The organism is Pantoea sp. CFSAN033090 (genome assembly GCF_001264395.1).
GTDB classification, from domain to species: Bacteria; Pseudomonadota; Gammaproteobacteria; order Enterobacterales; family Enterobacteriaceae; genus Pantoea; species Pantoea agglomerans.
The window spans coordinates 17,886-44,259 of record NZ_LGYX01000020.1; the positions used below are offsets into that span (position 1 = coordinate 17,886).

Genomic DNA, 26,374 nt, shown 5'->3' on the forward strand with positions numbered 1-26,374 from the left:
GCTTCCCCTGTCGGGTCAGTCGTTAGCATAACCCTGCGGCGGCAGCGGTTCGCCATCCAGCCAGGCCTTGCCGTCACGCATCGCCAGACGACCCTCAACAAACCAGCCGATTACCATCGGATAGATGGCATGCTCCTGATGCTGCACCCGCTCCGTAATCTCCGCTTCGCTGTCGCCAGGAAAAACCGGGACTTTGGCCTGCAGGATCACCGGACCCCCATCCAGCTCGTCAGTGACGAAATGCACGGAGGTGCCATGTTCGCTATCACCATTTTCCAGCGCCTGACGATGCGTATGCAGACCCGGATATTTCGGCAACAGGGAAGGGTGGATATTCAGCAGGCGATCGTGAAAATGGGCCACGAACGCGCTGCTGAGAATGCGCATATATCCTGCCAGGACAATCAGGTCTGGACTGTAGGCTTCGATTTCAGCGATGAGCTGGCGATCGAAGGCTTCGCGGTCAGTGAAGTCGCTGGCGGCAAGCGAGTGGGCAGGAATACCCGCCTCCTGCGCCCGCGTCAGGCCATAAGCGGCGGCGCGGTTGCTGAACACGGCAGCCACGCTGCCGTGAATCCGCCCGCTTGCACAGGCGTCAAGGATGGACTGAAGGTTACTTCCGTTGCTGGAAATCAGTACAACCAGCTTTTTCATCCGTTGATGACCACACGCTCTTCGGCATCAGACGCTTTAATCACGCCGAGCTTCCAGGCTTTCTCGCCCGCTGCCTGCATCAGCGCAATCGCGTTGTCCGCGTCTGCCTGACTCAGGGCGATGATCATGCCGACGCCGCAGTTAAAGGTACGGTACATCTCGAAACGGCTGACGTTGCCCGCCTGCTGTAACCAGCTGAAGACGGCCGGCCACTGCCAGCTCTTCTCGTCGATGACGGCCTGAGTGTTGTCGGGCAGCACGCGCGGAATATTCTCCCAGAAGCCGCCGCCGGTCAGGTGTGCGATAGCGTGCACATCGACCTGCTCAATCAGGCTCAGGATATTTTTCACGTAGATGCGGGTCGGTTCCAGCAGATGATCGGCCAGCGGTTTGCCTTCCAGCTGTTCAGCCAGCGGATCGGTGTTGCTGAATTCCAGAATCTTACGCACCAGCGAATAGCCGTTGGAGTGCGGGCCACTGGAGCCGAGAGCGATAAGTACATCGCCATCCTGCACCTTGCTGCCATCAATGATCTCTGACTTTTCCACCACGCCAACACAGAAACCGGCCACGTCGTAATCTTCGCCGTGATACATGCCTGGCATCTCAGCGGTTTCACCGCCCACCAGCGCACAACCCGACTGCAGACAACCTTCGGCGATGCCGGTGATCACCGCAGAGGCGGTATCCACATCCAGTTTGCCGGTAGCGTAGTAGTCGAGGAAGAAGAGGGGCTCGGCGCCCTGTACTACCAGGTCGTTGACGCACATCGCCACCAGGTCAACACCAATGGCATCGTGACGTTTGAGATCCATCGCCAGACGCAGCTTGGTGCCAACGCCATCGGTGCCGGAGACCAGCACCGGTTCACGGTATTTTTGCGGCAGCGCGCAAAGCGCACCAAAACCGCCCAGTCCACCCATCACTTCCGGGCGACGCGTCTTTTTCACTACGCCTTTAATACGGTCAACCAGAGCGTTACCAGCATCAATATCAACACCGGCGTCTTTGTAACTGAGAGAGGTTTTGTCGGTCACTGCGAGGTCCCCACGCGAGTTGCGGTTGGTGGTTTAAAATAAAGCGCGGCAATTCTATCAGTGCAGGCAAACGTTTGCGAGTCCGGGATTGCGCATCGGGCGATTTTCATTAATCCTCTATTTGTCCCGGTAAAACCCGCGGCTTTGCGCAAGAGCAGGTGGCGTGGAGCGCAAAAGGCGGTATAATCCCGCGATTTTTTTTAGCTCAACTCATTCCGGGAGAACACCAATGAAGATCGTGGAAGTCAGACACCCGCTGGTCAAACATAAACTGGGCTTGATGCGTGAGCATGATATCAGTACAAAGCGTTTTCGCGAGCTGGCGTCTGAAGTGGGCAGCCTGCTGACCTACGAAGCGACCGCCGATCTGGAAACAGAGCGCGTAACCATTGAGGGCTGGAATGGCCCGGTAGAGATCGATCAGATCAAAGGCAAAAAAATCACGGTGGTGCCGATTCTGCGTGCCGGTCTTGGCATGATGGAAGGGGTGCTGGAGCACGTTCCCAGCGCCCGTATCAGCGTGGTGGGTGTTTACCGTGATGAAGAGACACTGGAGCCGGTTCCCTATTTCCAGAAGCTGGTCTCTAACATCGAAGAGCGCCTGGCGCTGGTCGTCGATCCTATGCTGGCGACTGGCGGTTCCATGATTGCCACCATCGACCTGCTGAAGAAAGCGGGCTGCACCAGCATTAAAGTGCTGGTACTGGTTGCCGCACCAGAAGGGATTGCCGCGCTGGAGAAAGCGCATCCTGACGTTGAGCTTTACACCGCGTCAGTGGATCAGGGACTGAATGAGAAGGGTTACATCATTCCCGGGCTCGGCGATGCCGGGGACAAGATTTTCGGAACCAAATAAATCGCATAGCCGACCAGAGAGTCGGCTTTTTTTTGGCAAAAAAAAGATCCCCGAACGGGTTTGGTGTGGCTGCGAGGCTCACCGGCTTGCCTGCTGCTGTGCCAGAGGCGCGCGCCCTGGGGGATAAATAACACAAGGGGATAAATGATGACTCGTCGCGCCATTGGCGTCAGTGAACGACCGCCGTTACTGCAAACCATTCCACTCAGCCTGCAACACCTGTTCGCCATGTTTGGTGCCACGGTACTGGTACCGATTCTGTTCCACATCAACCCGGCGACGGTGCTGTTATTCAACGGCGTAGGCACGCTGATCTACCTCTTTATCTGTAAAGGCAAAATTCCCGCTTACCTCGGTTCCAGTTTTGCCTTTATCTCGCCAGTACTGCTATTGCTGCCGCTGGGTTATGAGGTCGCGCTGGGCGGATTTATCCTGTGCGGCGTGCTGTTCTGTCTGGTGGCGCTGATTGTCAAACGCGCGGGCACCGGCTGGCTCGATGTGATGTTTCCCCCGGCGGCGATGGGCGCGATTGTCGCCGTCATCGGTCTGGAGCTGGCGGGTGTTGCCGCAAATATGGCAGGTCTGCTGCCCGCGGAAGGCAGTGCGCCCGACAGTACAACCGTGCTGATTTCGCTGGTCACGCTGGCAGTGACGGTATTCGGTTCCGTGCTGTTTCGTGGCTTCCTGGCGATCATCCCGATTCTGGTCGGGGTGGTGGCGGGTTATCTGCTCTCTGCATTTATGGGCATCGTTGACTGGAGCGGCGTGGTCAAAGCCCCCTGGTTTGCGCTGCCAACCTTCTATACCCCGCGCTTTGAGTGGGTGGCGATGCTGACGATCCTGCCTGCGGCGCTGGTGGTGATTGCCGAGCATATCGGTCATCTGGTGGTCACCGCCAACATCGTAAAGAAAGATCTGATTCGCGACCCTGGCCTGCATCGTTCGATGTTCGCCAACGGCTTATCAACGGTCATCTCCGGCTTCTTTGGTTCAACGCCTAACACCACCTACGGCGAAAACATCGGTGTGATGGCAATTACCCGCGTCTACAGTACCTGGGTGATTGGCGGCGCGGCGATTCTGGCAATCCTGCTCTCCTGTGTCGGCAAACTGGCGGCGGTGATCCAGGCGATCCCGGTACCGGTAATGGGCGGCGTGTCGCTGCTGCTGTATGGCGTGATCGGCGCATCCGGTATCCGGGTGTTGATCGAGTCCAAAGTCGATTACAACAAAGCGCAAAATCTGATCCTGACCTCGGTGATCCTGATCATCGGCGTCAGCGGTGCGAAGGTGCATATCGGTGCTGCGGAGCTGAAAGGCATGGCGCTGGCGACAATCGTAGGGGTTGGATTAGCGCTGATCTTCCGTGTGATCTCGCTGTTGCGTCCGGAAGAAGTGGTGCTGGAGGCTGAAGAATCGCGCGAGCCGTGATCGCAGCAAGCCTGACAGGATCGGGGCAGGGACGCCCCATTCATCTCTTTCTGAAAACTGTGTTAGACTTCCCCCGATTTTTTGCTTGTTCTCTTGCTGAGGTGCTTCTGAACACGCCGGCACAATTGTCATTGCCACTCTATTTACCTGACGATGAAACCTTCTCCAGCTTCTGGCCGGGGGAAAACCCGTCGCTGATTGCCGCGCTGAAAGGCGCTCTCAACCAACAACATGGCAGCTATCTCTACTTCTGGTCACGCGAAGGCGGAGGGCGGAGCCATTTGCTGCACGCCGCGTGCGCCGAGATGTCAGCGCGCAGCGAAGCGGTCGGTTACGTTCCGCTGGATAAACGCACCTGGTTTGTACCGGAAGTACTGGAAGGGATGGAGCAGCTGTCACTGGTCTGCATCGATAACATCGAGTGCATTGCAGGCGAGCCTGAATGGGAAATGGCGATCTTCGATCTCTATAACCGTATTCTGGAAACCGGCAATACGCGGCTGTTTATTACCGGCGATCGTCCGCCACGCCAGCTTAATCTGCAGCTGCCCGATCTCGCCTCGCGGCTGGACTGGGGGCAGATCTATCGGCTGCAGCCTCTCTCCGACGAAGACAAATTACAGGCGCTGCAACTGCGCGCCGGGTTACGCGGATTTGAGCTGCCGGAAGATGTGGGGCGCTTCCTGCTGAAGCGACTGGATCGTGAGATGCGCACCCTGTTTGATACGCTGGATCGGCTTGATCGTGCCTCGATCAGCGCCCAGCGTAAACTCACCATTCCGTTTGTGAAAGAGACACTCGGCCTTTAAAACAGGTCGAGCACCGCTTCGGGCGGACGTCCGATCCGCGCCTTGTTGCCATTAATCACTATCGGCCTTTCAATCAGCACCGGATGTTCTACCAGTGCATCCAGCAGCGCACTTTCGCTTTTGTCGCTGAGTGCCAGTTCGCTATAGATCGCCTCTTTAGTCCGCATCAACTGCTGTGCACTCTGCATTCCCAGTTTCTGTAACAGGATTTGCAGCGTCTCGCGATCGGGCGGCGTTTGCAGATAGAGCACCACTTCCGGCTCTATCCCGCGGGCGTTCAGCAGCGCCAGCGTCTCGCGGCTCTTGCTGCAGCGCGGGTTGTGGTAAATCGTCACCATCTCAGACTCTCCTCTATTCACAGCGTGAATGCTCAGCCTTTCTGATATTGCTTAAAGCGCTGTTGTAACTGGCGCAGCTGATCGATACGGGCATCGTAGCGCGCCTGTTTCAGGCTGCCGAGCGGCACCTGTGCGCTGGCGCTGCCAAGCGCGGTGATCGCCTGATCGAGCTGGCCATTCAGCGCCAGACTCTCTGCCCGCGCCGATAACTCTTCATCATTCAGTCCCTGCTGTGCAGACGCCTGGGCCAGCAAATCCCAGCCGTTGGGATCATCTTTATTAGCCCAGGTGTAGCGATTCAGAATACGGCTGGCGTTGGCATACTGTTTCGCTTCAACGTAGGCGTTGGCCAGGTTGAGCTGCACCACCGGGCTGTTTTTTGCACTGGTGGCGGCGCTGAGCAGGGCGATCGCCTGTTGTGGCTGATTCAGGCCGATATCGATGTCTGACATAAGATCCAGGAACCAGACGTTATTCGGCTGTTTCGCCAGCAGCGGCGTCATAATCCGCTTCGCATCGGCAAAGCTTTTCGCCTGCAAAAACTGTATGGCTTTGCCATATTGTGACGCCAGCTGCTCACGAGAATTGCCGCTGGCATACTGGCTCAGCAGTTCGTCGGTGAGCTGATTACGCCCGGTGGAGTACATGCCCAGTGAACGCACCTTTGCCAGATAGAAATCTTCTGTAGATTGCACTACCACCGGGCGCATCTGGTTAGCGCGGTTGCGGGCATCCGCCAGACGGCTGTCGGGCAGGGGATGCGTCAGCAGAATTTCAGGAGGCTTCGAGGAGAAACGGCTCTGATCGGCCAGCTTCTGTAAAAAATTCGGCATCGCCTGGGGATCAAACCCGGCGCGCTGCAATACCTGAATTCCGATGCGGTCGGCTTCCTGTTCATTACCCTGGGTAAAACTGATAATCCCCTGCTGAGTTCCCGCCAGGGTGCCGGTCAGTGCTGCCATGCCCGCCTGCGGATTGGCCATCGCCAGCAGAATAGAGCCCAGCGCACCGACCCATGTCAGTGGCGCATTGCGCTTCTGATCTTCCATTGCGCGCGCCAGATGGCGCTGGGTAACGTGTGAGATCTCATGCGCCATTACTGACGCCAGCTGGCTTTCATTTTCGGTATAGCGGAACAGCGCTGAGTGCAGCACCACGTTGCCACCAAAAAAGGCAAAGGCGTTGAGCTCATCGTTCTGAATCAGAAAGAAGTGGAACGGGGTTTTCACTGAGTCGGCGTGCGACACCAGTCGCTGACCCAGCTGATTAATATACTGATTAAGCAGCGGATCGTTGATCAGCGGCGCACTGGCACGCAGCTGGCGCACATAAAAGTCGCCCATCTGCAGTTCCTGATTAATCGACAGCGTCGAACCGGCCGTAGTGCCAATATCGGGAAGTGAATCACTGACATCGGCATAAGCAGGTGACAGAGTAGTGAAAATGAGCGTCGGAAGGAGCGCGGCGATCAGCGTTTTCTTTAACCGGTTCAACATGCCTTAATCCTGTAGAGAGGCCCTGAAAATGGACAGGTGCGCAGCGGGAATGTTCCATTTTTCGCAGATAACGACGGTTCGTGACTATCTTAACCAGAGCATCAAAAGAATGAAATGTCGTTTTCTGGCAAGCGACCGACGTAATTTGTGCAAGATCGCCCATTTTGACGAAAAAAACTGAACATCCTGCCAACTTAAACCGTGGTTAAACGAATAAAAACCGGCGGAGTATCGCCGGGTTTGTGAGCGGTTAAGTAACGCCTTATTCATTTATTCCCAATGCGCTTCGGCAGAATAAAGCAGAATCTGCTGCCGCGCAGATTTAGCCTGTGAGCGGATTTTTTTAAAGTTATGTAAATTCACTCAAAAAAACTGACTATGGCATGAGTTTTTCCAGGTCTACTCTGAAAAAATAGCCCTCTCTGAGCCGTGAATCTCCTCTTCGCCATTGATAAATTAAATCGTAGCTCCCGCCTTTATCCTGCTTATTCCAGCTACGCCTGGCTGTTATTTATTGCTGTTAATGTCACAGGAAGTGAAAAGAGCACAAAGAGTCAGGTCCATTCTGATTAAGACCTTTTTTTCCTCATAATGAAACTTTTCGATTAATACGGAAGGTGAATAATTTCAGCAGTTATCAGCCGCGCGCTGACCTGAATTTACGCAGGCGAGAATTATGCCTGCGCTGTGATATAGATAGCCGACCTGATTCAGTCCTGAATCTGCCAGACATTATTTGCCGGAGAGAAGTGTTATGCGTTCAGTTGTTTCATACGCGTTAATCGCCATTATTGGCGGAGTCGTTGGCGCGGCTGTCACACAGAGTGGCGAGATTTATGACAAAGTGACACGCCATTTTGCAACCGAGCCACAGGAAGCCCCGGGATTCTGGAGTACACCGGCGATTGAAGGTTACGGCAAAATTCATTATGAGCCCGACGCTGCGTTTAAACCGGTGGCAGGCCTGAGCAATAAAATTGTTTTTCAGATTACCCGAAGCGATGGCGCGATGACCGCGCCCAATCTGGGACTGGAGCGTGTGGCGCGCGTGGTGAATTTATATATCGCCTCCGGCATTCCGGCCGATCAGCTGAAGTTTGTCGTTTCGGTCACCGGCGATGCGACGCCCGCCATGCTGGATAACGCCCATTTTAAAAAGTTTTATGGCATCGAAAATCCAAACCTGAAGCTGATTAATGAGCTGAATCAGGCGGGAGTGAAAGTCTCGGTCTGCGATCAGTCCGTGGCATTCCATCACTATCCCAATAACTGGATTGATAAATCTGTAGTCCATGCGCTTTCCAGTCCGACCACCGTATCAACCCTGCAAAACCAGGGATACGCGTGGCTGGCAATGTAATTAATGTTTTAAACGATCGGGAGAAGAGTTAATGCGTCCAGCAGCTTTAGTGGTGATGGCAGCCGTAGCGGGATTTATCGGAGGCAATGTTTTACAGTTGCCGGAATTATTCGATAAGGTCAGCGGAAAAATGGCGGATAATAAATCCGAACCTGCTGATTTCTGGAGTACGCCAGCGATTGAAGGCTACGGAAAAATACATTATGTCGATACGCCTGCATTTAAACCCGGCACGACAGCGGGCCTGAGTAATAAAATAGTATTCCAGATCAACCGCAGTGAAGGGGATATTCGTAAGCCGAATCTCGGTCTGGAGCGCGTAGCGCGCGTCACCAACCTCTATTATGCGGCAGGTGTGCCACTCGACCAGCTGAAATTTGTGGTGTCAATTAACGGCGACGCGGTTTCATCAGCGCTGAATAATGACCAGTTCAGCAAAGCCTACGGCGTCGATAACCCGAACCTGAAGCTGATCAGCGAGCTGAAAAAAGCGGGCGTTCAGGTCACTATCTGCGATCAGTCAGTGGCGTTTCATCAGCTTGAGCGCAACTGGATCGACCCGATGGTCACTCACACTATCTCCAGCGGCACCACCGTTGCGACCCTGGAAAACAGCGGTTACGCCTTCCTGATGCTTTAATTCCCCCACAGCGGCGTCACTGCCGCTGTCACCTTCCCGTCAAATTGCTGTGATGTCCCTGTCATAGAACGCCGCTAGTGTTGTCGCAATGAGATCGATCTCATCGACAATAAACGAGGCAGTCATGACCGATTTAATCAGCGTAGCCAGACTGGCAGGGGTCTCCCGCGCAACCGCTGCGCGCGCCTTTTCTGACCCTCATCTGCTAAAACCGGGCACGCTGCAAAAGGTGCTTGCCGCCTCGGAACAGATCGGTTTCCGCCCGAATCATATTGCCCGTCAGCTCCGCACCCAGCACTCCACCACGCTTGGCGTCCTGTTGCCTTCACTGCTCAATCCGGTTTTTGCCATGCAGTTACAGGCGATGGAGCAGCAGGCTCGTCTGGCGGGATATGGGCTGCTGGTGGCAACCAGTGATTATCAGGCTGAGCGGGAAGCGGCAATTGTCGAACATATGCTGCACCAGCGTGTCGCCGGTCTGGTACTGACGGTGGCAGATGCCGACAGCAGTGCGCTGCTGCCGACACTGGCGGCGGCGAAGATGCCCTTCGTGCTGACCCACAACGTTCCGCAACAGCACGAATGGCCCGCGCTGTGCGTAGATAACCGCAAAGCCATTGCCGAAGCGACCGCCCATCTGGTGTCACTGGGCCACCGCCACATCGTGATGGCTGCGGGCCCTATGCAGCAATCTGACCGCGCCCGTCTGCGCTACCTTGGCTACTGCGATGCCATGCAGCGGGCCGGTCTGACGCCGCAGGCGATGATTGAGATGCCCAGCCATATCCAGTCCGATTTCCATCCGTTGCTGCCGCTGATTAATTCACCTTCGCCGCTGACGGCGGTGATTTGCAGTAACGATCTGCTGGCTATCAGCCTGCTGGGCGCCGCTGCGCGTGCCGGCGTCAGCGTTCCGAATCAGCTCTCCGTGGTCGGCTTCGATGGCATTGAGCTGGGCGAACAGCTTTCACCTTCACTGGCCAGCGTGGTGCAGCCGATTGCGCTAATGGGCGCGCGCGCCATTGACCTGCTTCTGAATCCCGTCGGCGGTAAAACCCATCTGCTGGCTCATCATTTACGTTTCGGGGAGAGTGTCGCCCCGGCATTTCATGGCTCTTTTTCAGGGGAACATCATGTCACTCACCGTTAATTTCAAACCTATCGCCAGCGCTGCGCTGCTGGCCGGATGCACGCTTGCCTCATCGTGGGTGCAGGCGGCTGAAAATGCTATCTGCTACAACTGCCCGCCAGAGTGGGCCGACTGGGCGACACAGCTCCAGGCGATCGAAAAAACGACGGGCATTCATGTGCCGCAGGACAATAAAAATTCGGGTCAGGCGCTGGCGCAGCTGGTCGCCGAGAAAAGCAATCCGGTCGCCGACGTGGTCTATTACGGCGTCAGCTTCGGCATTCAGGCAGTCAGTGCAGACGTGGTCAGCGCTTACAAACCGGCAAACTGGGATCAGATCCCGGCAGGCATGAAAGATCCTGCTGGCAAGTGGGTGGCGCTGCACTCCGGTACCATGGGCTTTATGGTCAATGTTGATGCGCTGGGTGGCGCGCCGGTGCCGCGTTCCTGGGATGAGCTGCTGAAGCCGGAATATAAAGGCATGGTGGGTTATCTTGATCCGGCCAGCGCCTTTGTGGGCTACGTTGCAGCCGTCGCGGTGAACCAGGCGAAAGGCGGCAGTCTTCATGACTTCACCCCGGCCATCAACTGGTTCAAAGCACTGCAACGCAACCAGCCGATTGTGCCTAAGCAGACCGCCTATGCCCGGCTGATTTCAGGCGAAATCCCGATTCTGATCGACTACGACTTCAACGCCTATCGCGCCCGCTACAAAGATCACGCCAATGTGGAATTTGTGATCCCCAGCGAGGGGACGGTCACGGTGCCTTACGTCATCAGCCTGGTGAAAAATGCGCCGCATCCGGCCAACGGTAAGAAAGTGATCGATTTCGTGCTGTCAGACGCCGGTCAGGCGATCTGGGCTAATGCCTGGCTGCGTCCGGTCCGGGCGGGCGCGATGTCACCCGAAGCGAAGAAATATTTTCTGCCTGACAGCGACTATGCGCGCGCTCACACGGTGGATTATCAGCAGATGGCCGACGCGCAGAAGGGCTTCTCCGCCCGTTATCTGAGCGAGATCCGCTAATGTCACTCTCAGAGATCAATCCGTTTGCCGCTGGCGACTCAGTTCGCCACCGCCTTCGGCCGCTGGGGGCAAACTGGCCGTGGATGCTGCTGCCTGCGCTGCTGTTCTTTGCTGCCTTCTGGCTGTTGCCGTTTGCTCGTCTGTTGCAGATAGGTATGACGGAAGATCGTACAACTCACCACAGCGGCTACTGGACGGTAATCAGCCAGCCGCAATATCTGCAAAGCCTGCTGAATACCGTGCTGCTCTCGGCAGCGGTCACACTGGTGACGCTGCTGATTGCTGCGGTGGTGGGCTGCTTTCTGGCACGGCAGCGCTTTACCGGGCGAGGCACGCTGCTGGCGCTGCTGACCTTTCCGCTGGCCTTTCCGGGCGTGGTGGTGGGATTTCTGATGGTCATGCTGGCGGGGCGTCAGGGTGTTCTGGCGCAACTCAGTCTCAGCCTGTTTCATGAGCGCTGGGTCCTTGCTTATTCGCTCAGCGGCTTATTTATTGGCTATCTCTATTTTTCGCTGCCGCGCGCCATCGTGACGCTGGTGGCGGCCAGTGAAAAGCTGGACCGTTCGCTGGAAGAGGCCGCCCGATCGCTGGGTGCCAGCCAGTGGCGCATCATCATTGACGTCATCATTCCTGGGCTGAAACCGGCGCTGCTCTCCTGCGGCGCGCTCTGTTTCGCCACCAGCATGGGCGCCTTTGGCACCGCATTTACCCTTGGCACAGAGCTCGCGGTGCTGCCGCTGACCATTTATGGCGAGTTCACTAATTACGCCAACTTTGCCACCGCAGCGGCGCTTTCGGTGGTGATGGGGGCGGTAGCCTGGCTGGCGCTGATGCTGGCGAACGGACTGGCTGCCCGCCGTAAGGAGAAGACATGAAACGCCGGGGGCTGTTCTGGCTGCAGGTGGTGATCACCAGCCTCACCGCGCTGTTTATGATTGTGCCGGTTGTGCTCTCGATGCTGGCGGGCGTCACGCAGAACTATTTCACTGGCCTGCGCAGCGGCCTGACGCTGAAGTGGGTGGAACAGGTGTGGCAGATGTATGCCGACACCTTCTGGCTGTCGCTGCTGATCGCTCTGAGTTGTCTGGCGGTGACGGTTATCGCTGGCGTGCCGGCCGCCTGGGGCTTACTGAAATCACCGTCACGCTGGGCCAGCCGCATTGAGGAGTGCCTGATGCTGCCAGTCGCATTGCCGGGCCTCGCCACCGCTCTGGGCATCATTCTGCTTTATGGTCAGTTCAGCGCGTTACGCGACAGCTGGCTCTTTATCCTTATCGGCCATGTACTCTTTACCTTGCCCTTTATGATCCGACCGGTGCTGTCGGTGATGCAGGCGATTGATCTGCCGCGCCTTGAAGAAGCTGCCGCCAGCCTGGGGGCGGGCTTCTGGCGCCGCTTCTTTACCGTGGTCGTCCCGAACTGCCGCAACGGCATTCTGGCGGGCGCATTTATGGTGATCACCCTGTCGGTGGGGGAGTTCAACATTACCTGGATGCTGCACACGCCACTGACCAAAACCCTGCCGGTCGGTCTGGCCGACAGCTACACCTCGATGCGGCTGGAAGTCGGGTCCGCCTATACCCTGATCTTTATTATGATGATTTTACCGCTGCTGCTGTTGCTCAACGCCTGTAATCACTGGCTGGAACGGCAATCTTCGCGGCAGCAGAGAGAGGAAACCGTATGAATGAGGCCGTCAACGTGACGCTGCGCCACTGCTCGCGTCGCTTTAATCAGCAGGTCGCGCTGCATCCGCTCGACCTGCAGGTTCACGCCGGTGAAACACTGGTATTGCTGGGGCCGTCAGGCTGTGGCAAAACCACGCTGCTGCGTATTATCAGCGGCCTGGATAGCAGCGATCCCCCGGGAGAGATCTGGTTTGACAAGCGTAACGTCACCGCGCTGCCAATTGAGAAACGCAACGTTGGCATGGTGTTTCAGAACTACGCGCTGTTCCCGACGCTCAACGTGGCGCAGAACGTCGCCTATGGTCTGAAGGTGCAGGGCGTGCCACGTGCCGAGCGCGATGCGCGGGTCGCGGAGATGCTGGCACTGGTTGACCTGACACATCTGTCCCACCGGGCGATTGATAAATTGTCCGGCGGGCAGAAGCAGCGGGTGGCGCTGGCACGTGCGCTGGCCGCCCGGCCTAAAGTTCTGTTGTTCGATGAGCCGCTGGCGGCGCTTGACGCCAGGCTGCGCGATCGACTGCGGCTGGAGATCGGCGCGCTGCTCAAGCGGCTGGCGATCACCGCGGTTTACGTCACCCACGATCAGCAGGAGGCGATGGCGCTGGGCGATCGCATCGCGGTGATGGAGCAGGGCCGTCTGGTGCAGTTGGATACTCCGCAGGGAATTTATCAGCGCCCGGCCTCCCGCTTTGTAGCGGATTTTGTGGGCGCCATAAACTGCATTGCGCACGATCCCGACGGTCATCCCCTGCGTTTTTGCCGCCCGGAAGATGTGCTGCTGGCCGACGACACCCGCTATGCCCAGCGCGGTGTGGTGGTAGGCAGTACGTTTCTTGGCGCCTCGCAGCGCTTACTAATCGATATCGGGCTGGATAACCCCATTCAGGTCGAGCGTCATGCCCGCGAAATCTGGCAGGCGGGACAGCGCATCAGCTGGTCGCTGACCCGCCAGGCCGCGCTGGAATTTAGTTGCTAAGGAGTCTGTTGTGTCTGTTCAACCCACAGTCATCGCGCAAATCAGCGATCTGCATATCAAGGCTTTTGGTCGTCTCTCTTATAAACAGGTCGATACCCATGCCGCTTTACTGCAGGTTATCGATACCCTTAACGCGCTGCAGCCGCGCCCCGATGTGGTGGTGATTACCGGCGACCTGGTCGATTTTGGCAGGCCGGAAGAGTATCAGACGCTGCGCGAAGCCCTGCAGCGCCTCCAGTTGCCCTTTTATCTGATGGCGGGCAATCACGACGATCGCGAGGCACTGCGTGCTGCCTTCCCGGATCACACCTACCTGCAGGCGGGGCCGACCCTGAACTGGCAGCTTAGCGTGGGCGGCGTCAGGCTGCTGGCCCTGGACTCCAGCGTACCGCAACAGCCGTGGGGGGAGGTGGATGAGCAGCAGTTGCAATGGCTGGATCAGGCACTGCGCGAGGCCGCGGATCAGCCCACGCTGGTGATGCTGCATCATCCCCCTTTTGCCTGTGGCATTGCGCATATGGATCGGCAACGGTTACGCCATCCTGAGGCACTTGAGGCGATCATTGCCCGCCATCCGCAGGTTGAGCGGGTGCTCTGTGGTCATCTGCATCGCAGCCTGCAGACCCGCTTTGCCGGAACCCTGGCCTGTGTCGCACCCGGCGTGTCGCATCAGGTGGCTCTGGATCTGCACCCGGAGGGGCCGGCTCACTTTATTCTGGAGCCGCCCGGCTTTTTGCTCCATTGCTGGCAGCCAGTGCAGGGAATGGTCACGCATCATTGCGCGATTGGCCACTTTTCGGGACCCTGGCCATTTTACGATAGTCAGGGGTTAATCGATTAGTGCCAGCTAAATCTGTATTAAGCGGGGTGATATTTGTCTTAATGCTGCTCAAAAATGCCGACACAGTGTAGACTTAAGCCCGGCTATCAGGGCTTCTGGCACACATTAAAAAAATAATCAGGCATTCACGACATGACACTCTTCTCCGGGGCGGCGACGCCATGTTAAAGCTCTTTCGGCCCAAGGCCGACTTGCGCAATCTGATCGCCCTGCTGGTGATTGTCAGCATTGTTATCACGCTCGCAAATACGCTCTATGCTACCTGGCGGGTGCAGCGCCAGGTGCTGATTGACACCACGCTTGAGGCTAACCGGGCCTATGCCGCCAAGCTGGCTTCAACCAGTGAAATCTTTTTTCAGCTGGCGCAGTCACAGTTGCACTACAGCGCCAATCAGCTAAGCCGTGACTTTAATAATGAAGGGCTGCTGAATAGCGAAGTCAATCGTCTGCGTGAGCAGACTACCAGTTTTAACTCGGTGGCCGTGGTGGATGAGCAGGGCGCGATCAAAGCGATCTCGCCCGAATCCCTGACGCTGAAAGGGATGCGTGTCACCAGCGACGCCTCCCGCGAAGCGCTGACGCTGCGGCAGCCGATCATCAGTAAACCGACCCTTTCTGCAGCCAATAATCTGCTGGTGTTTGTCTCCTGGCCAATCTGGAGTCCCGATGGCGACTATCTGGGCTACATCGGCGGCACGATCTATCTGAAGAAAAAAAGCATTCTGAATGCGCTACTGGGTGAACAATTCTACCGTGATGGCACTACGGTCTATGTGCTCGACAGTAATAATGAGGTGTTGTATCACCAGAATCGTCAGCTGATTGGTAAAGTTCTGCCCGCCATCGTCAGTCCGCGTGACGAGCAGACCAATGGCTCGCTGATGCTTGCGGGTGCAGGTGAGTCCACGCAGCTGGCGGGCTATGCCGTCGTGCCGACCACCGGCTGGACGGTGGTGGCGCTGAAGCCGATTAACGTCACGCTGAATCCGCTTTCAGGCCTGTTAATGAAAGTCCTGAAAAACTCGGTGCCGTTCGCACTGCTGACCCTGTTGGTTGCGTTAGGGCTGGCACGGCTGATTGCCCGACCACTGTTCCAGCTGGCCCGCAAAGCCAGCCGGATGGATGCGCAGGGCGTATCAAAAGAGATTGGCGGCATCAGTGCCTGGTATTTTGAGGCGGCGCAGGTCAAGCGCGCGCTGCTCACCGGCATCGGACTGGTGCAGGACAAAATCGGTCGTCTGAGTTCTGAAGCCCAGACCGACCCCCTGACTCAGTTGCTGAATCGGCGTGGTCTTAATGCGGTACTGGAGTACTACCGCACGCTACGCCAGCCTTTCTCGGTGCTGGCGCTGGATATCGATCACTTTAAAAACGTCAACGATAGCTGGGGCCACGATGTGGGCGACCGGGTGATTCAGCAGGTGGCGAGCACGCTGCGTGCCAGCGCCCGTCAGTCTGATGTGGTGTGCCGCAACGGCGGAGAGGAGTTTCTGATGCTGCTGCCGGGAACGGCGCTGGATGAGGCGCAGATTATCGCCGAGCGCGTGCGACTGGGTATTGCAGAAGCCTGGCTCACCGACGTGGGACGCATTACCTTGTCTATCGGCGTCGCGGCCTGGAATGGTTCGCAGGATGTCGGGCTGGAAGGCAGTTTAAAACAGGCGGATGCGGCACTCTATGAGGCGAAAAATGCCGGGCGCAACTGCGTTATCGTGGCCGCCGCGTAATCGCGTTAACTCACAGTGTTTCGCAACGGCAGGATAAAAATGGGTGGGGAAGGGGAAGTTAAGCAGGGCGCGGCGTTAAGGCTACCGCGCCCCTCAACATCAGGCTGACTTGACGTAATCCAGCACCATGTCGTGGTGATTCGAGGTCTTGAAGTTATCAAACACTTTTTCGATCCTGCCCTCAGCATCTATCAGGAAGCTGATGCGATGAATGCCGTCATAGGTTTTCCCCATAAACGTTTTTTCACCCCAGACGCCAAACGCCTGGCAGACTTCATGGTTTTCATCGGAGAGCAGGGTAAAGTTCAGCAGCTCTTTTTCGACAAACTTTGACAGTTTTTCCGGTTTGTCGGTGCTGATGCCCAGCACTTCCACGCCCGCTTTTTTCAACTCATCCATGTTGTCACGCAGACCGCACGCCTGCACGGTGCAGCCTGGTGTCATCGCTTTCGGGTAAAAGTACACCAGAACGCGCTGTCCCTGGAAGTCGGTCAGATTCACGTGTTCGCCGTCCTGATCGGGCAGGCTAAATGCGGGTGCAGTATCTCCGGCTTTCAGTGGATTCATTACATCTCTCCATTTTCTTATTCAGGCTGTGGGTAATACACCATCCGGTCAGAAACGGCCAGAGGGAAAATTACCATCAGGGGGTATTTCACCACATAGCCGGTCACCTTTCAGTGGCAGTAATGTGGAGAAATAACTCCGGTTAATTGACCAAAGCTTAGCGTACCGCGCTGACAGATTCGCTGCTGTCGGCATCTGACACACTGTAAAGACGCAGCGTTCCCTGGGCATTCAGCTCCTGACACAGGGTATTAAACGCCTGCTCAAACGGGGTGCCACTGGTTCGCGTCGGACTGTGAGCGGTCATTTGAATATAGAGCGTAGGGGGCAAATTGTGTTTCGCTGGCGTAATGCGCGAAACCAGTTCGGCCACATTCATCTGATGCTTATCGATAAGATCGGTAAAGCGTTCAATAATATGCGGCGAATCAGCCACCTCAACCTGAATGAACGCGGTATCGGGCATCGGCGGACGGAGCCGGGCATTGGTGCGCTTCATGACGATCAGCAGTTCGAGTTCTGCCCCTTTCAGTGGCAGGGTCGATTCAATCAGTGTGATCGCGTTCCAGCTGCCCGACAGCAGCATGATAAAGGTGAACTCATCCCCAAGCATGGCAAGACGGCTATCTTCAATATTGCAACCGCAGCTGCTGACGTGTCGGGTAATGGTGTTGACGATACCCGGACGGTCAACACCGAGCGCGGTGATCACCAGATGATGGGGCTGAGATTGCGGCAAAATGGCTTTTCCTCTGCTTTCGCTAATAACCATAAGGTAAACATAAAAAAAACTGCTGACAAGCGCGGGAATGGCGTGGCTGGCTTGCTTTTCCCTAAGTGTAAAACGTACCATGAAGCACTTGTTTGTCGAGGGGATCGCCAATGTTTACGGGAAGTATTGTTGCACTCGTTACGCCAATGGATGACAGCGGTAATGTCTGCCGGTCGAGTCTGAAAAAACTGATTGATTATCACGTCGCCAGCGGCACCGCGGCGATCGTTTCCGTCGGCACCACAGGCGAATCTGCTACCCTGAGCCATGAAGAACATGGTGATGTGGTGATGCTGACCCTGGAGCTGGCCGATGGCCGTATTCCGGTGATTGCCGGAACCGGGGCAAACGCCACCGCTGAAGGCATCTCTCTGACTAAGCGTTTTGAAAATTCCGGCGTTGTGGGTTGCCTGACCGTGACCCCGTATTACAACCGTCCGACGCAGGAAGGGCTGTTCCAGCACTTTAAAGCGATTGCGAATAGCACCAGCCTGCCACAGATGCTGTATAACGTTCCCTCGCGTACCGGTTGTGACATGCTGCCAGAAACCGTTGCCCGCCTGGCCGAAATCAAAAATATTATCGGAATCAAAGAGGCAACCGGGAACTTATCGCGGGTTAGTCAGATCCAAGAGCTGGTTAATGAAGATTTCATTCTGGTGAGTGGCGATGACGCGACTGCGCTGGACTTTATGCAACTGGGCGGTAAAGGCGTCATTTCGGTGACGGCCAACGTGGCTGCGCGCGAAATGGTCGAACTGTGTCAACTCGCACAGCAGGGCAATTTCGTCGAGGCACGCCGCCTGAATCAGCGTCTGATGCATCTGCACCAGACGCTTTTCTGTGAACCCAATCCTATCCCGGTGAAATGGGCTGCGAAACAGCTAGGATTAATCGCTAACGACACGCTGCGTCTGCCAATGACGCCACTGACTGCAGCCGGCCAGCCGAAAGTGGAGCAGGCGCTGGTGAAAGCGGGTTTGCGATAATTTAGGGAGTTTGAATGAATTACTCAGTAAAGCGGTCAACAGTAGCCACAGTGGTGGGGCTTTCTACCCTGATGCTGTTGTCGGCCTGTTCAAGCGATCAGCGTTATAAGCGCCAGGTCAGCGGTGACGAATCTTATCTTGAAGCCAGTCAGTTAAATGAACTGAAAGCGCCTGCCGGAATGATCCTGCCGGTGCAGCGTGGTGATTTCGACGTGCCGCGCACGACCAGTCAGGCACCCACCGGCAAGCAGCTCGACATCCGTCCGCCAGCCCAGCCGCTGGCGCTGATGAACGGCACCCGCGCACAGTTCAGCAACAATACCGGCGCGCTGATGATTGATAACAGCCGCGGTTCAGTCTGGTCGCAGGTCGTCAACGTGGTGCAGTCTTACAAATTCCCGATTGCTTCCCGTAATGACGCAGGCCAGCAGCTGACGACGGACTGGGTGCAGTGGAACCGTGCTGATGAAGATCAGCAGTATCGTGGCCGCTACCAGATCAGCGTGCAGTCGCAGAGCTATCAGCAGCAGTTAACCGTTCGTCTGCTGGAGCTGCAGCAGGATGGTAAAACCATTACCTCACCTGTGCAGATCCAGCGTTACACCGCGCAGATGCTGAATGACATCAGCACCGGTATGGACAAGATTGATACGGCGAGTGAAAACGCGGCCTCTGGTCGGGTGAATGGGGCCATTGATGTGCAGAGCGGTGCAGATGATACCGGCCTGCCACTGCTGATCCTGCGTACGCCATACAACGTGGCATGGCAGCGTCTGCCTGATGCAATGAAACGCGTCGGGATGGAAGTGACCGACACGACCCGCTCAACCGGCAGCATGAAGGTGACCTACAAGTCACTGAGCAGCAGCGACTGGGATTCAGTCGGTGCGAAAGATCCGGAATTACCAAACGGTGATTACAAAGTGCAGGTCGGCGATCTCGACAACCGCACCAGTCTGCAATTCATCGACCCGAAAGGGCATGTGCTGACCCAGTCGCAGAACGATGCGCTGGTGGCCGTGTTCCAGGCGGCGCTGAACAAATAAAGTTGCCCCAGGCCGGAGATTCTCCGGCCTTTTTATTTTGTTTTTGGCATAATAGCGCGCGGCGAAGTAAACGATTGCGTCAAGGCAATCGCCGCAGCGGCACTGGCCGCTGAACACCCGTTATTTCAAGTCTGGAGTGAACAAGATGCAAAAGCGAGCTGAGTTGTATCGCGGTAAAGCGAAAACCGTATACAGCACCGATAACCCGGATCTGCTGATACTCGAATTCCGCAACGATACGTCAGCAGGTGATGGCGCCCGAATCGAGCAATTTGATCGCAAGGGAATGGTTAACAACAAGTTTAACCATTTTATCATGACTAAATTGCAGGAAGCGGGTATCCCGACCCAGATGGAAGCGCTGCTGTCAGATACTGAAGCGCTGGTGAAGAAGCTGGAGATGGTGCCGGTAGAGTGCGTGGTACGTAACCGCGCCGCAGGCTCGCTGGTAAAACGTCTGGGCGTGGAAGAGGGCATTGTGCTCAATCCGCCGCTGTTTGATCTTTTCCTGAAAGATGATGCAAAGCATGACCCGATGGTCAATGAATCCTACTGCGAAACCTTTGGCTGGGTCAGCAAACAGAACCTGGCGCGGATGCAGGAGCTGACCTTTAAAGCCAACGAGGTGCTGAGCAAACTGTTCGACGATGCGGGTCTGATTCTGGTCGACTTCAAACTGGAGTTTGGTCTGTTTAACGGCGAAGTGACGCTGGGCGATGAGTTTTCGCCAGACGGTGCGCGCCTGTGGGACAAAGAGACGCTGGATAAAATGGATAAAGACCGTTTCCGCCAGAGCCTCGGCGGCGTGGTGGAAGCCTATGAAGCGGTTGCACAGCGGCTGGGCGTGAAGCTCGACTGAGTTTGCCTGCCGCGCAGAAAGAAAAAGGAGAGCCCCGGCTCTCCTTTTTTCATTTCAGGGTAAAGCTGGTGATTGCTGCCTCACACAACTAAAATCATGCCATCTGAAAAAATGACTGAGGGAATACAGCATGCGCTGGCAAGGGCGTCGCGAAAGCGACAATGTAGAAGACCGTCGCGATCAATCGTCCGGTTTAGGCGGCGGAGGCCGCCAGATTCGTCTGCCGCGCGGTAAAGGCGGTATTGTGCTGCTGATTGTTGTGGCCATCGCGGGTTATTACGGTTACGACCTGACCGCACTGCTGACAGGCGGCGAAGTTGCACCGACCAGCCAGCAGCAACAGCGCAGCGTCAGCGTCAATGATGATGAGGCTGCGAAATTCACGAAGGTGATTCTGGCCACCACGGAAGATACCTGGGGCAAACTGTTCCAGCAGATGAACAAACAGTATGTGGCACCGAAGCTGGTGATGTATCGCGGCGCAACCCGCACCGGCTGTGGTACCGGACAGTCAGTCATGGGGCCGTTCTACTGTCCTGCCGATCAGACCGTCTACATCGACCTCTCTTTTTATGACGAGATGAAAACCAAACTTGGCGCGGACGGTGACTTCGCCCAGGGCTACGTCGTCGCGCATGAAGTTGGCCACCATGTCCAGAAACTACTGGGTATTGAACCGAAAGTGCGTGAAATGCAGCAGGGTGCCAGCCAGACGCAGGTCAATCAGCTCTCCGTCAAAATGGAACTGCAGGCGGACTGTTTTGCCGGTGTCTGGGGACACTATATGCAGCAGGAAAATATCCTTGAAGCGGGCGATCTGCAGGAAGCGCTGAATGCCGCCGAGGCAATTGGCGATGACCGCCTGCAGCAGAAAGGTCAGGGCCGCGTAGTGCCGGACAGCTTCACCCACGGCACGTCTGAGCAGCGCTACACCTGGTTCAAGCGCGGGTTTGATGGTGGCAATCCAGGACAGTGCAACACCTTCGCCAGCAACTAATGAGTCTGCAGCCTCTTACGCAGCTTATGCAGCAGGCCGGTGTGCGTCGTCTGGCGGTGATCAGCGGCGACCCGGCCTGGTGTTTACTACGGGCTGCGGCGTGGCGTGAAACGCTGACCGGCGACTGGCTGGCGTTGAGCCCGGAACCGCTGTTCTCTGCTTCGGATAAAGGGCCGGGTCAGTATAAAACGCCGGTCCTGCACAAACAGCCTGCTGCGGTGCGCACGCTGCTTGGCCGTGAATTTCGTCATGCTCTGTTTGACGCCCGTCAGGGCTTTCATGCCGACGCTTTCGCTGCGCTGGCTGGCACGCTCACCGCCGGTAGCTGGCTGTTACTGCTGGTGCCGCCCTGGGAACAGTGGGCGCAGCAGCCTGACAGCGACAGCCTGCGCTGGGCCGATGTCGCTGAACCCATCGCCACCCCTTATTTTGTTCACCACCTGCAACAGCTGATATTAGCGGATGACCAGGTGCTGCTGGAGCGGCAGCATCAGCCATGCCGGTTTCCGGCGCAGCCGGACTGGCCGCAGTGGCACTGTCAGGCACCGCAGCAGCAGCAGGCGATACTCGATCAGCTGATGAGGCTGCCATCGGGGGTTGCCGTGCTGACCGCGCCCCGCGGACGCGGTAAATCGGCGCTGGCGGGTATGCTGGCGCGATTGAACGGACATTGTCTGGTGACGGCTCCGGCCAAAGCCTCAACGGAGGTGCTGAGCACCTTCGCCGCTGACGCTTTTCACTTTATGGCACCCGATGCGCTGCTGGCGCTGGAGACGCCGCCGCAGGCGGAATGGCTGATTGTGGATGAAGCGGCGGCGATCCCGGCACCGCTGCTTCAGGCGCTGGTCAGTCGATATCCCCGCGTATTGCTCACCACCACCGTACAGGGCTACGAAGGAAGCGGGCGCGGGTTTATCCTTAAATTCTGCGCCGGGCTTCCTGATGCACACTATTTTACGCTCGATGAGCCGCTGCGCTGGTCGCGTTTCGATCCGCTGGAGCAGTGGCTGAACCAGGCGCTGCTGTTTGACGATGCCGCCGCGACCGCACCCGATTCTCCTGTAACGCCTCATCATGTTGAGCGCCACGATTTCAGCGCGCTGGAGGCCGCGTATCGTCTGCTGACCAGTGCACACTATCGTACCTCGCCACTTGATCTGCGCCGCCTGCTGGATGCTCCGGGCATGCAGCTGTGGCGGGCCGGCGACGCGCCGGCGTTACAGGGCGCGCTCTGGCTGGTGGAAGAGGGCGGTCTTGAACCTGCACTGGCACAGGCGGTCTGGGCGGGCACCCGGCGACCCCGCGGGAATCTGGTGGCGCAGTCGCTGGCAGCCCACGCTGGTCTGGCTGAGGCGGCGACATTGCGCTCGCTGCGCATCAGCCGTATTGCCGTGGCGGCGGAGCGGCGTCGTCTGGGAACCGGACAGCAGCTGGTTGCGGCAGCGGCCAGTGCGGCAGCCGGATATGACTACCTCTCCGTCAGCTTCGGCTACACTGAATCTCTCTGGGCGTTCTGGCGCGCCTGTGGCTTTAGCCTGGTGCGGATTGGCAGTCAGCGCGAAGCCAGCAGCGGCTGCTACGCGGCGATGGCCATGTTGCCCTGTTCTGCTGCGGGTGAGGCATTGCAGCACCGCGCGGCAGAACAGCTGGCGCGAGACTGGCCGCTGTTGCGCCAGCATATCGCACTGGAACTGCAGTTTGATCAGGTTACTGACGACGGATTGACCGCGCAGGATATTCGTCTGGCGGCGGGTTTTGCCTGGGCGGAGCGGCCACTGGAAGCGAGCCTGCCGGTGTTGCAGCGTCTGGTGCAGGCCAGTTCAGCCTCTTTACCGCTGCTGGCTGCGGCGGTGGCCACACCCACAGCACTGGGCGAACTGGCCCAGCAGGCTGGAGTGAGCGGGCGCAAAGCGCTAGTCGCAGCGCTGCGTCAGCAGGCGGCAGCGGCCCTCCAGACACTGGGCGTTGATGCAGCCTTGCTGCACCTGCCGTTGAAATAATTCGACCAGCTGGTTCAAATTATCCTCATATGATTTTATGCCAGGCGGCGTAGAGTGAACACAGGAGGTCAACATGACACTGAAATATGTAATCGTTCAACAGCCTGCCACCACAGCACAGCTGTTTCTGCTCTACCATGGCGTTGGCGATAACCCGGATTCAATGGGCGAGATTGGCAACTGGTTTGCCCGAACGTTTCCCGACGCGCTGGTGGTGTCCGTCGGCTCGCCTGGTGCGAGTCGTCAGTGGTTCGGCGAAACCGACCTGCACGATCAGACCGTCCAGCAGCGGGTTGATGCGGCCATGCCGCAGTTTGTTGGATCTGTGCGTCACTGGCAAAAAAAGAGCGGTGTGCGGCCGGAAGCGACAGCGTTAATCGGCTTTTCGCAGGGCGGCAGTATGGTGCTGGAAGGGGTTAAGGCGCATCCGGATCTGGCGGGCCGCGCGGTGGTGTTTAATGGCCGGTTTATTACCCTGCCGGAGAAGGCCAGTACCCGCACCACCATCCACCTGATCCACGGTGATTATGATGAGCAGGTCCCGCTGCACCATGCGCAGCAGGCGGAGCATCGGCTGACCGCCTGCGGTGGCGACGTTACCCTGGATATCGTTGACGATCTGGAGCACGCCATCGATCACCGCAGCATGGAGCTGGCGCTGAATCATCTGCGTTATACGGTGCCAAAACGCTACTTTGATGAGGCGTTAAGCGGCGCAAAACCGGGTGACGATGATGTTATCGTGATGATGTAAAAAAGCCCCTGCGCAAGCTCGATCTTAACGCTGATGAGAGCTGACTTTGTGAAGAACCATAAAAAAGCCCCTGCATAGCAGGGGCTTTTTCGTTTACTTCTTCTTCGGCCAGTTGTCGTCGTCATCCCATTTATCGTTAAAATCACGATGCGGCGGCAGGTCAGGTTTGTTATCCATAAATTTTTTATGATCGATGCGTTTCAGATCTTTATAAACGTTCATCAGCACGCCAACCATCAGCAGGATCACCAGGATCCACCAGTAATCTTTAATAAATTCCATTTGCTGCTCCTTAAAACCGCCGTCAGGCGATCAGTTGTTCCATGATGCGTTGGTACATCCGGCTCAGCATCTGCAGGTCGGAGGCTTTCACACACTCATTGATTTTATGAATGGTGGCATTCACTGGCCCCAGTTCCACCACCTGTGCACCCATCCGGGCAATAAAGCGGCCATCGGAGGTTCCGCCCGTGGTCAGCAGCTGCGGCTTAATTTCATTATAGTGCGCTACAGCTTTCACGACGGCATCAACCAGCTTACCGCGCGTGGTCAGGAAGGGCTGGCCAGAGAGTTTCCACTCAATGGTGTAACGCAACTGGTGACGATCCAGCAGCTCTGCGACCCGCTGACGAATCATCTCATCGGTGAGTTCGGTGCTGAAGCGGAAGTTAAACTGCACCAACAGCTCGCCGGGGATCACATTGTTACTGCCGGTGCCCGCCTGGACGTTGGCAATCTGCATGCTGGTCGCCGGAAAGAACTCATTTCCCTGATCCCACTCGGTCGCGACCAGCTCGTTCAGCGCGGGCATCGCCCGGTGAACCGGGTTATCCGCCAGATGCGGATAGGCGACGTGGCCCTGCACGCCATGCACCATCAGGTTAGCAGTGATTGAGCCGCGACGGCCATTTTTCACCACATCACCCACCACTTCTGTGCTGGAGGGCTCGCCGACCAGGCAATAGTCGAGCCGTTCGCGGCGCGCCATCAGCCGCTCAACCACTTTAACCGTGCCGTTGGCCCCGCTGGCCTCTTCATCAGAGGTAATCATAAAGGCGAGTCGCCCTCGGTGATTGGGACGCACCGCAACAAAACGTTCGGCAGCCACCACCATTGCCGCCAGAGATCCTTTCATGTCGGCCGCGCCGCGGCCAAACAGCATGCCGTCGCGGATGGTGGGTTCAAATGGCGGATTAATCCAGCGGCTGGCATCGCCAGGCGGCACCACATCGGTGTGACCGGCAAACGCCAGCGTTTCACCTTCGCCACGGGTGGCCCAGAAATTCAGGGTGTCGTCGATGTTCATCGTTTCAATCTTAAAGCCAATGGCTTCAAGACGGGCGATCAGCAGAGCCTGACATCCGGCATCATCGGGGCTGAGAGAGGGGCGACGAATAAGCTGCTGCGTCAGCTCAATGACCGGGCAAAACATATTATGACTTCTCCTGGATAGCATTCTGATAGGTGGCTTCGCTGAAACCGGCGAGCAGGGAGCCATCCGGGGCGCGCAACAGCGGACGCTTAATCATGGCGGGATGCGCCAGCATCAGCGCTTTGGCGCTGCTGGCATCGGTAACCGCGTCGCGATCACTCTCAGGCAATTTACGCCAGGTGGTGCCCCGGGTGTTAAGCAAAGCCTGATAACCCAGTGCATCGATAAACTCCTGCAGCAGGACATCGTTCAGGCCATCCGCACGGTAGTCGTGGAAGTGATAGTCAACGCCTGCGTCTGTTAAAAAGCGCCGGGCTTTTTTTATGGTGTCGCAATTTTTAATCCCGAACATCACCCACTGCGTGCTCATTGCCCGATCCTTATTGTCCTGTGAGAAGTGAAAGCTGAAAAAAGCAGCCAAAGTGCGAGTTTACCATAGTGTGATCCGTTGCGGCATCTGCACAGGCGCGGGAATCGGGCCACAGAGCACGGCAGCAAGGTCATCGTCCGGCATCGGGTAAACGCTATCAATTTCGCAGCTAACCATTACCCTGCTTATCAATAAGAGCTTAGGAATTTCGCCATGTTGATAAAATAGTCTACCGCTGGGTTTAAAATAAATTATTTTCAACGGGGTTAAGGAGTTGCTGAAGTGTGCGTCAGCTTGCAAAACCAGCAACATTCATGTTTTTATGGCGTATGCCGATAGATATAACAGGTGTAAACGTATTCACCTGTATAAAAAAAGAGCGTAACATTGCCAGCACAATAAGAGAGGGCATTATGATTGACACCGAAATGGGAACCTGGAAAGAATTTATCGAAGCGATGTTACGCAACAAGTAACGCGCGAAGAAAAAAGCAGGTTAATCCCGCTTGCTGGAATTCTTACCACACACAGAAATAAGGCGGCCACTGATATCAGTGACCGCTTTTTATTTGCGCC

The 26,374-nt window shown here is 56.7% G+C and carries 28 protein-coding genes; 19 read left to right on the top strand and 9 right to left on the bottom strand.

The features are described 5' to 3' along the window. Window positions 1-15: 15 nt before the first annotated feature. Window positions 16-654: a phosphoribosylglycinamide formyltransferase gene (gene purN, locus AFL22_RS16785; protein ID WP_052271791.1), complete on the bottom strand. Its 639-nt coding sequence runs from the start codon at window positions 652-654 to the stop codon at window positions 16-18. Beyond that, the gene (gene purM, locus AFL22_RS16790) at window positions 651-1,691 is read right to left on the bottom strand and encodes a phosphoribosylformylglycinamidine cyclo-ligase (protein WP_052271792.1); all 1,041 of its coding nucleotides are present in this window, start codon (window positions 1,689-1,691) and stop codon (window positions 651-653) included. Before purM ends, purN begins: the two co-directional genes overlap by 4 nt. A gap of 229 nt (window positions 1,692-1,920) precedes the next feature. On the opposite strand from purM, the gene upp reads away from it, so the two are divergent. From upp to hda, 3 genes are all read left to right on the top strand, one after another. After that, window positions 1,921-2,547, top strand: coding sequence for a uracil phosphoribosyltransferase (gene upp / locus AFL22_RS16795; RefSeq protein ID WP_009088774.1), 627 nt, complete (start codon window positions 1,921-1,923; stop codon window positions 2,545-2,547). 147 nt (window positions 2,548-2,694) lie between these two features. Continuing rightward, window positions 2,695-3,978 (top strand): uracil permease, encoded by a 1,284-nt coding sequence (uraA, locus tag AFL22_RS16800; protein ID WP_010671338.1) that lies wholly within the window; start codon window positions 2,695-2,697, stop codon window positions 3,976-3,978. 107 nt (window positions 3,979-4,085) lie between these two features. Further along, entirely contained in the window at window positions 4,086-4,787 is a 702-nt protein-coding gene (gene hda, locus AFL22_RS16805; protein WP_195719715.1) for a DnaA inactivator Hda, read from the top strand. Here hda and arsC read toward each other — a convergent pair. Together arsC and AFL22_RS16815 are read right to left on the bottom strand one after the other, a co-directional pair. Beyond that, on the bottom strand, window positions 4,784-5,125 hold the full coding sequence (gene arsC, locus AFL22_RS16810) for an arsenate reductase (glutaredoxin) (protein ID WP_052271793.1): 342 nt from the start codon (window positions 5,123-5,125) through the stop codon (window positions 4,784-4,786). The genes hda and arsC overlap by 4 nt on opposite strands. Window positions 5,126-5,157: 32 nt before the next feature. Beyond that, the gene (locus AFL22_RS16815) at window positions 5,158-6,621 is read right to left on the bottom strand and encodes a M48 family metallopeptidase (protein ID WP_010260049.1); all 1,464 of its coding nucleotides are present in this window, start codon (window positions 6,619-6,621) and stop codon (window positions 5,158-5,160) included. Between the two features lie 754 nt (window positions 6,622-7,375). On the opposite strand from AFL22_RS16815, the gene AFL22_RS16820 reads away from it, so the two are divergent. The 9 genes from AFL22_RS16820 to AFL22_RS16860 all read left to right on the top strand — a co-directional run bounded on the left by AFL22_RS16820 (window position 7,376) and on the right by AFL22_RS16860 (window position 16,012). After that, a complete protein-coding gene (locus AFL22_RS16820) occupies window positions 7,376-7,981 on the top strand; it encodes a DsrE family protein (protein WP_010671340.1) in 606 nt (201 codons plus the stop codon). A 31-nt stretch (window positions 7,982-8,012) separates the two neighbouring features. Continuing rightward, window positions 8,013-8,621, top strand: coding sequence for a DsrE family protein (locus AFL22_RS16825; RefSeq protein WP_010671341.1), 609 nt, complete (start codon window positions 8,013-8,015; stop codon window positions 8,619-8,621). A 124-nt stretch (window positions 8,622-8,745) separates the two neighbouring features. After that, window positions 8,746-9,771, top strand: a complete 1,026-nt coding sequence (locus AFL22_RS16830) for a substrate-binding domain-containing protein (protein WP_052271794.1) — start codon at window positions 8,746-8,748, stop codon at window positions 9,769-9,771. Next, a complete protein-coding gene (locus AFL22_RS16835; RefSeq protein ID WP_052271795.1) occupies window positions 9,755-10,777 on the top strand; it encodes an ABC transporter substrate-binding protein in 1,023 nt (340 codons plus the stop codon). Before AFL22_RS16830 ends, AFL22_RS16835 begins: the two co-directional genes overlap by 17 nt. After that, window positions 10,777-11,652 carry an ABC transporter permease gene (locus tag AFL22_RS16840; protein ID WP_045139763.1) on the top strand — a complete coding sequence of 292 codons (876 nt, stop codon included), beginning with the start codon at window positions 10,777-10,779 and terminating at the stop codon, window positions 11,650-11,652. The genes AFL22_RS16835 and AFL22_RS16840 overlap by 1 nt, the downstream gene beginning before the upstream one ends. Then, entirely contained in the window at window positions 11,649-12,464 is an 816-nt protein-coding gene (locus AFL22_RS16845; RefSeq protein WP_022624145.1) for an ABC transporter permease, read from the top strand. Before AFL22_RS16840 ends, AFL22_RS16845 begins: the two co-directional genes overlap by 4 nt. Further along, entirely contained in the window at window positions 12,461-13,444 is a 984-nt protein-coding gene (locus AFL22_RS16850) for an ABC transporter ATP-binding protein (RefSeq protein ID WP_010260026.1), read from the top strand. Before AFL22_RS16845 ends, AFL22_RS16850 begins: the two co-directional genes overlap by 4 nt. Window positions 13,445-13,454: 10 nt before the next feature. Continuing rightward, complete coding sequence (locus AFL22_RS16855; RefSeq protein WP_052271796.1) at window positions 13,455-14,285, top strand: phosphodiesterase; 831 nt, start codon at window positions 13,455-13,457, stop codon at window positions 14,283-14,285. Between the two features lie 161 nt (window positions 14,286-14,446). Next, window positions 14,447-16,012, top strand: a complete 1,566-nt coding sequence (locus AFL22_RS16860; protein ID WP_010260020.1) for a sensor domain-containing diguanylate cyclase — start codon at window positions 14,447-14,449, stop codon at window positions 16,010-16,012. A 99-nt stretch (window positions 16,013-16,111) separates the two neighbouring features. On the opposite strand, the gene bcp is transcribed toward AFL22_RS16860, so the two are convergent. Next, window positions 16,112-16,579 carry a thioredoxin-dependent thiol peroxidase gene (bcp, locus tag AFL22_RS16865; protein WP_010260016.1) on the bottom strand — a complete coding sequence of 156 codons (468 nt, stop codon included), beginning with the start codon at window positions 16,577-16,579 and terminating at the stop codon, window positions 16,112-16,114. 157 nt (window positions 16,580-16,736) lie between these two features. Continuing rightward, window positions 16,737-17,318, bottom strand: a complete 582-nt coding sequence (locus tag AFL22_RS16870) for a glycine cleavage system transcriptional repressor (RefSeq protein ID WP_052271797.1) — start codon at window positions 17,316-17,318, stop codon at window positions 16,737-16,739. A 143-nt stretch (window positions 17,319-17,461) separates the two neighbouring features. Between AFL22_RS16870 and dapA the strand changes: the two genes are divergently transcribed. The 6 genes from dapA (at window position 17,462) to ypfH (ending at window position 23,996) form a co-directional block, all read left to right on the top strand. Continuing rightward, the gene (dapA, locus tag AFL22_RS16875) at window positions 17,462-18,340 is read left to right on the top strand and encodes a 4-hydroxy-tetrahydrodipicolinate synthase (RefSeq protein ID WP_010260008.1); all 879 of its coding nucleotides are present in this window, start codon (window positions 17,462-17,464) and stop codon (window positions 18,338-18,340) included. Window positions 18,341-18,354: 14 nt separating this feature from the next. Next, window positions 18,355-19,386, top strand: a complete 1,032-nt coding sequence (bamC, locus tag AFL22_RS16880; RefSeq protein ID WP_010260005.1) for an outer membrane protein assembly factor BamC — start codon at window positions 18,355-18,357, stop codon at window positions 19,384-19,386. A 145-nt stretch (window positions 19,387-19,531) separates the two neighbouring features. After that, complete coding sequence (purC, locus tag AFL22_RS16885; RefSeq protein WP_010260002.1) at window positions 19,532-20,245, top strand: phosphoribosylaminoimidazolesuccinocarboxamide synthase; 714 nt, start codon at window positions 19,532-19,534, stop codon at window positions 20,243-20,245. Between the two features lie 130 nt (window positions 20,246-20,375). Beyond that, window positions 20,376-21,242, top strand: coding sequence for a neutral zinc metallopeptidase (locus tag AFL22_RS16890; protein ID WP_033769714.1), 867 nt, complete (start codon window positions 20,376-20,378; stop codon window positions 21,240-21,242). Next, window positions 21,242-23,242, top strand: a complete 2,001-nt coding sequence (locus AFL22_RS16895; protein ID WP_052271798.1) for a GNAT family N-acetyltransferase — start codon at window positions 21,242-21,244, stop codon at window positions 23,240-23,242. The genes AFL22_RS16890 and AFL22_RS16895 overlap by 1 nt, the downstream gene beginning before the upstream one ends. A gap of 73 nt (window positions 23,243-23,315) precedes the next feature. Beyond that, window positions 23,316-23,996 (top strand): esterase, encoded by a 681-nt coding sequence (gene ypfH / locus AFL22_RS16900; protein WP_010671350.1) that lies wholly within the window; start codon window positions 23,316-23,318, stop codon window positions 23,994-23,996. 93 nt (window positions 23,997-24,089) lie between these two features. Here ypfH and AFL22_RS16905 read toward each other — a convergent pair whose 3' ends face one another. Genes AFL22_RS16905 through AFL22_RS16915 form a run of 3 tightly spaced genes read right to left on the bottom strand, consistent with a single transcriptional unit; the run spans window position 24,090 to window position 25,798 of the window. Next, window positions 24,090-24,278 (bottom strand): YpfN family protein, encoded by a 189-nt coding sequence (locus AFL22_RS16905; RefSeq protein ID WP_003848800.1) that lies wholly within the window; start codon window positions 24,276-24,278, stop codon window positions 24,090-24,092. 22 nt (window positions 24,279-24,300) lie between these two features. Then, window positions 24,301-25,428, bottom strand: coding sequence for a succinyl-diaminopimelate desuccinylase (gene dapE / locus AFL22_RS16910; protein ID WP_052271799.1), 1,128 nt, complete (start codon window positions 25,426-25,428; stop codon window positions 24,301-24,303). A 1-nt stretch (window position 25,429) separates the two neighbouring features. Then, window positions 25,430-25,798, bottom strand: coding sequence for an ArsC family reductase (locus AFL22_RS16915; RefSeq protein WP_052271800.1), 369 nt, complete (start codon window positions 25,796-25,798; stop codon window positions 25,430-25,432). Between the two features lie 284 nt (window positions 25,799-26,082). Between AFL22_RS16915 and AFL22_RS24075 the strand changes: the two genes are divergently transcribed. Next, a complete protein-coding gene (locus AFL22_RS24075; protein WP_010259981.1) occupies window positions 26,083-26,274 on the top strand; it encodes a hypothetical protein in 192 nt (63 codons plus the stop codon). Window positions 26,275-26,374 lie beyond the last annotated feature (100 nt).

Excerpts from the sequence above, each read along its gene's own strand:
- dapE (WP_052271799.1), bottom strand. The coding sequence starts at position 25,428 with ATGTTTTGCCCGGTCATTGAGCTGACGCAGCAGCTTATTCGTCGCCCC.
- AFL22_RS16890 (WP_033769714.1), top strand. The coding sequence starts at position 20,376 with ATGCGCTGGCAAGGGCGTCGCGAAAGCGACAATGTAGAAGACCGTCGC.
- AFL22_RS16840 (WP_045139763.1), top strand. The coding sequence starts at position 10,777 with ATGTCACTCTCAGAGATCAATCCGTTTGCCGCTGGCGACTCAGTTCGC.
- purC (WP_010260002.1), top strand. The coding sequence starts at position 19,532 with ATGCAAAAGCGAGCTGAGTTGTATCGCGGTAAAGCGAAAACCGTATAC.
- purN (WP_052271791.1), bottom strand. The coding sequence starts at position 654 with ATGAAAAAGCTGGTTGTACTGATTTCCAGCAACGGAAGTAACCTTCAG.
- AFL22_RS16915 (WP_052271800.1), bottom strand. The coding sequence starts at position 25,798 with ATGAGCACGCAGTGGGTGATGTTCGGGATTAAAAATTGCGACACCATA.
- AFL22_RS16905 (WP_003848800.1), bottom strand. The coding sequence starts at position 24,278 with ATGGAATTTATTAAAGATTACTGGTGGATCCTGGTGATCCTGCTGATG.
- ypfH (WP_010671350.1), top strand. The coding sequence starts at position 23,316 with ATGACACTGAAATATGTAATCGTTCAACAGCCTGCCACCACAGCACAG.
- AFL22_RS16825 (WP_010671341.1), top strand. The coding sequence starts at position 8,013 with ATGCGTCCAGCAGCTTTAGTGGTGATGGCAGCCGTAGCGGGATTTATC.
- uraA (WP_010671338.1), top strand. The coding sequence starts at position 2,695 with ATGACTCGTCGCGCCATTGGCGTCAGTGAACGACCGCCGTTACTGCAA.
- AFL22_RS16835 (WP_052271795.1), top strand. The coding sequence starts at position 9,755 with ATGTCACTCACCGTTAATTTCAAACCTATCGCCAGCGCTGCGCTGCTG.
- AFL22_RS16860 (WP_010260020.1), top strand. The coding sequence starts at position 14,447 with ATGTTAAAGCTCTTTCGGCCCAAGGCCGACTTGCGCAATCTGATCGCC.
- upp (WP_009088774.1), top strand. The coding sequence starts at position 1,921 with ATGAAGATCGTGGAAGTCAGACACCCGCTGGTCAAACATAAACTGGGC.
- dapA (WP_010260008.1), top strand. The coding sequence starts at position 17,462 with ATGTTTACGGGAAGTATTGTTGCACTCGTTACGCCAATGGATGACAGC.
- AFL22_RS16850 (WP_010260026.1), top strand. The coding sequence starts at position 12,461 with ATGAATGAGGCCGTCAACGTGACGCTGCGCCACTGCTCGCGTCGCTTT.
- AFL22_RS16830 (WP_052271794.1), top strand. The coding sequence starts at position 8,746 with ATGACCGATTTAATCAGCGTAGCCAGACTGGCAGGGGTCTCCCGCGCA.
- bcp (WP_010260016.1), bottom strand. The coding sequence starts at position 16,579 with ATGAATCCACTGAAAGCCGGAGATACTGCACCCGCATTTAGCCTGCCC.
- arsC (WP_052271793.1), bottom strand. The coding sequence starts at position 5,125 with ATGGTGACGATTTACCACAACCCGCGCTGCAGCAAGAGCCGCGAGACG.
- bamC (WP_010260005.1), top strand. The coding sequence starts at position 18,355 with ATGAATTACTCAGTAAAGCGGTCAACAGTAGCCACAGTGGTGGGGCTT.
- AFL22_RS16815 (WP_010260049.1), bottom strand. The coding sequence starts at position 6,621 with ATGTTGAACCGGTTAAAGAAAACGCTGATCGCCGCGCTCCTTCCGACG.
- AFL22_RS16845 (WP_022624145.1), top strand. The coding sequence starts at position 11,649 with ATGAAACGCCGGGGGCTGTTCTGGCTGCAGGTGGTGATCACCAGCCTC.
- AFL22_RS16895 (WP_052271798.1), top strand. The coding sequence starts at position 21,242 with ATGAGTCTGCAGCCTCTTACGCAGCTTATGCAGCAGGCCGGTGTGCGT.
- AFL22_RS16820 (WP_010671340.1), top strand. The coding sequence starts at position 7,376 with ATGCGTTCAGTTGTTTCATACGCGTTAATCGCCATTATTGGCGGAGTC.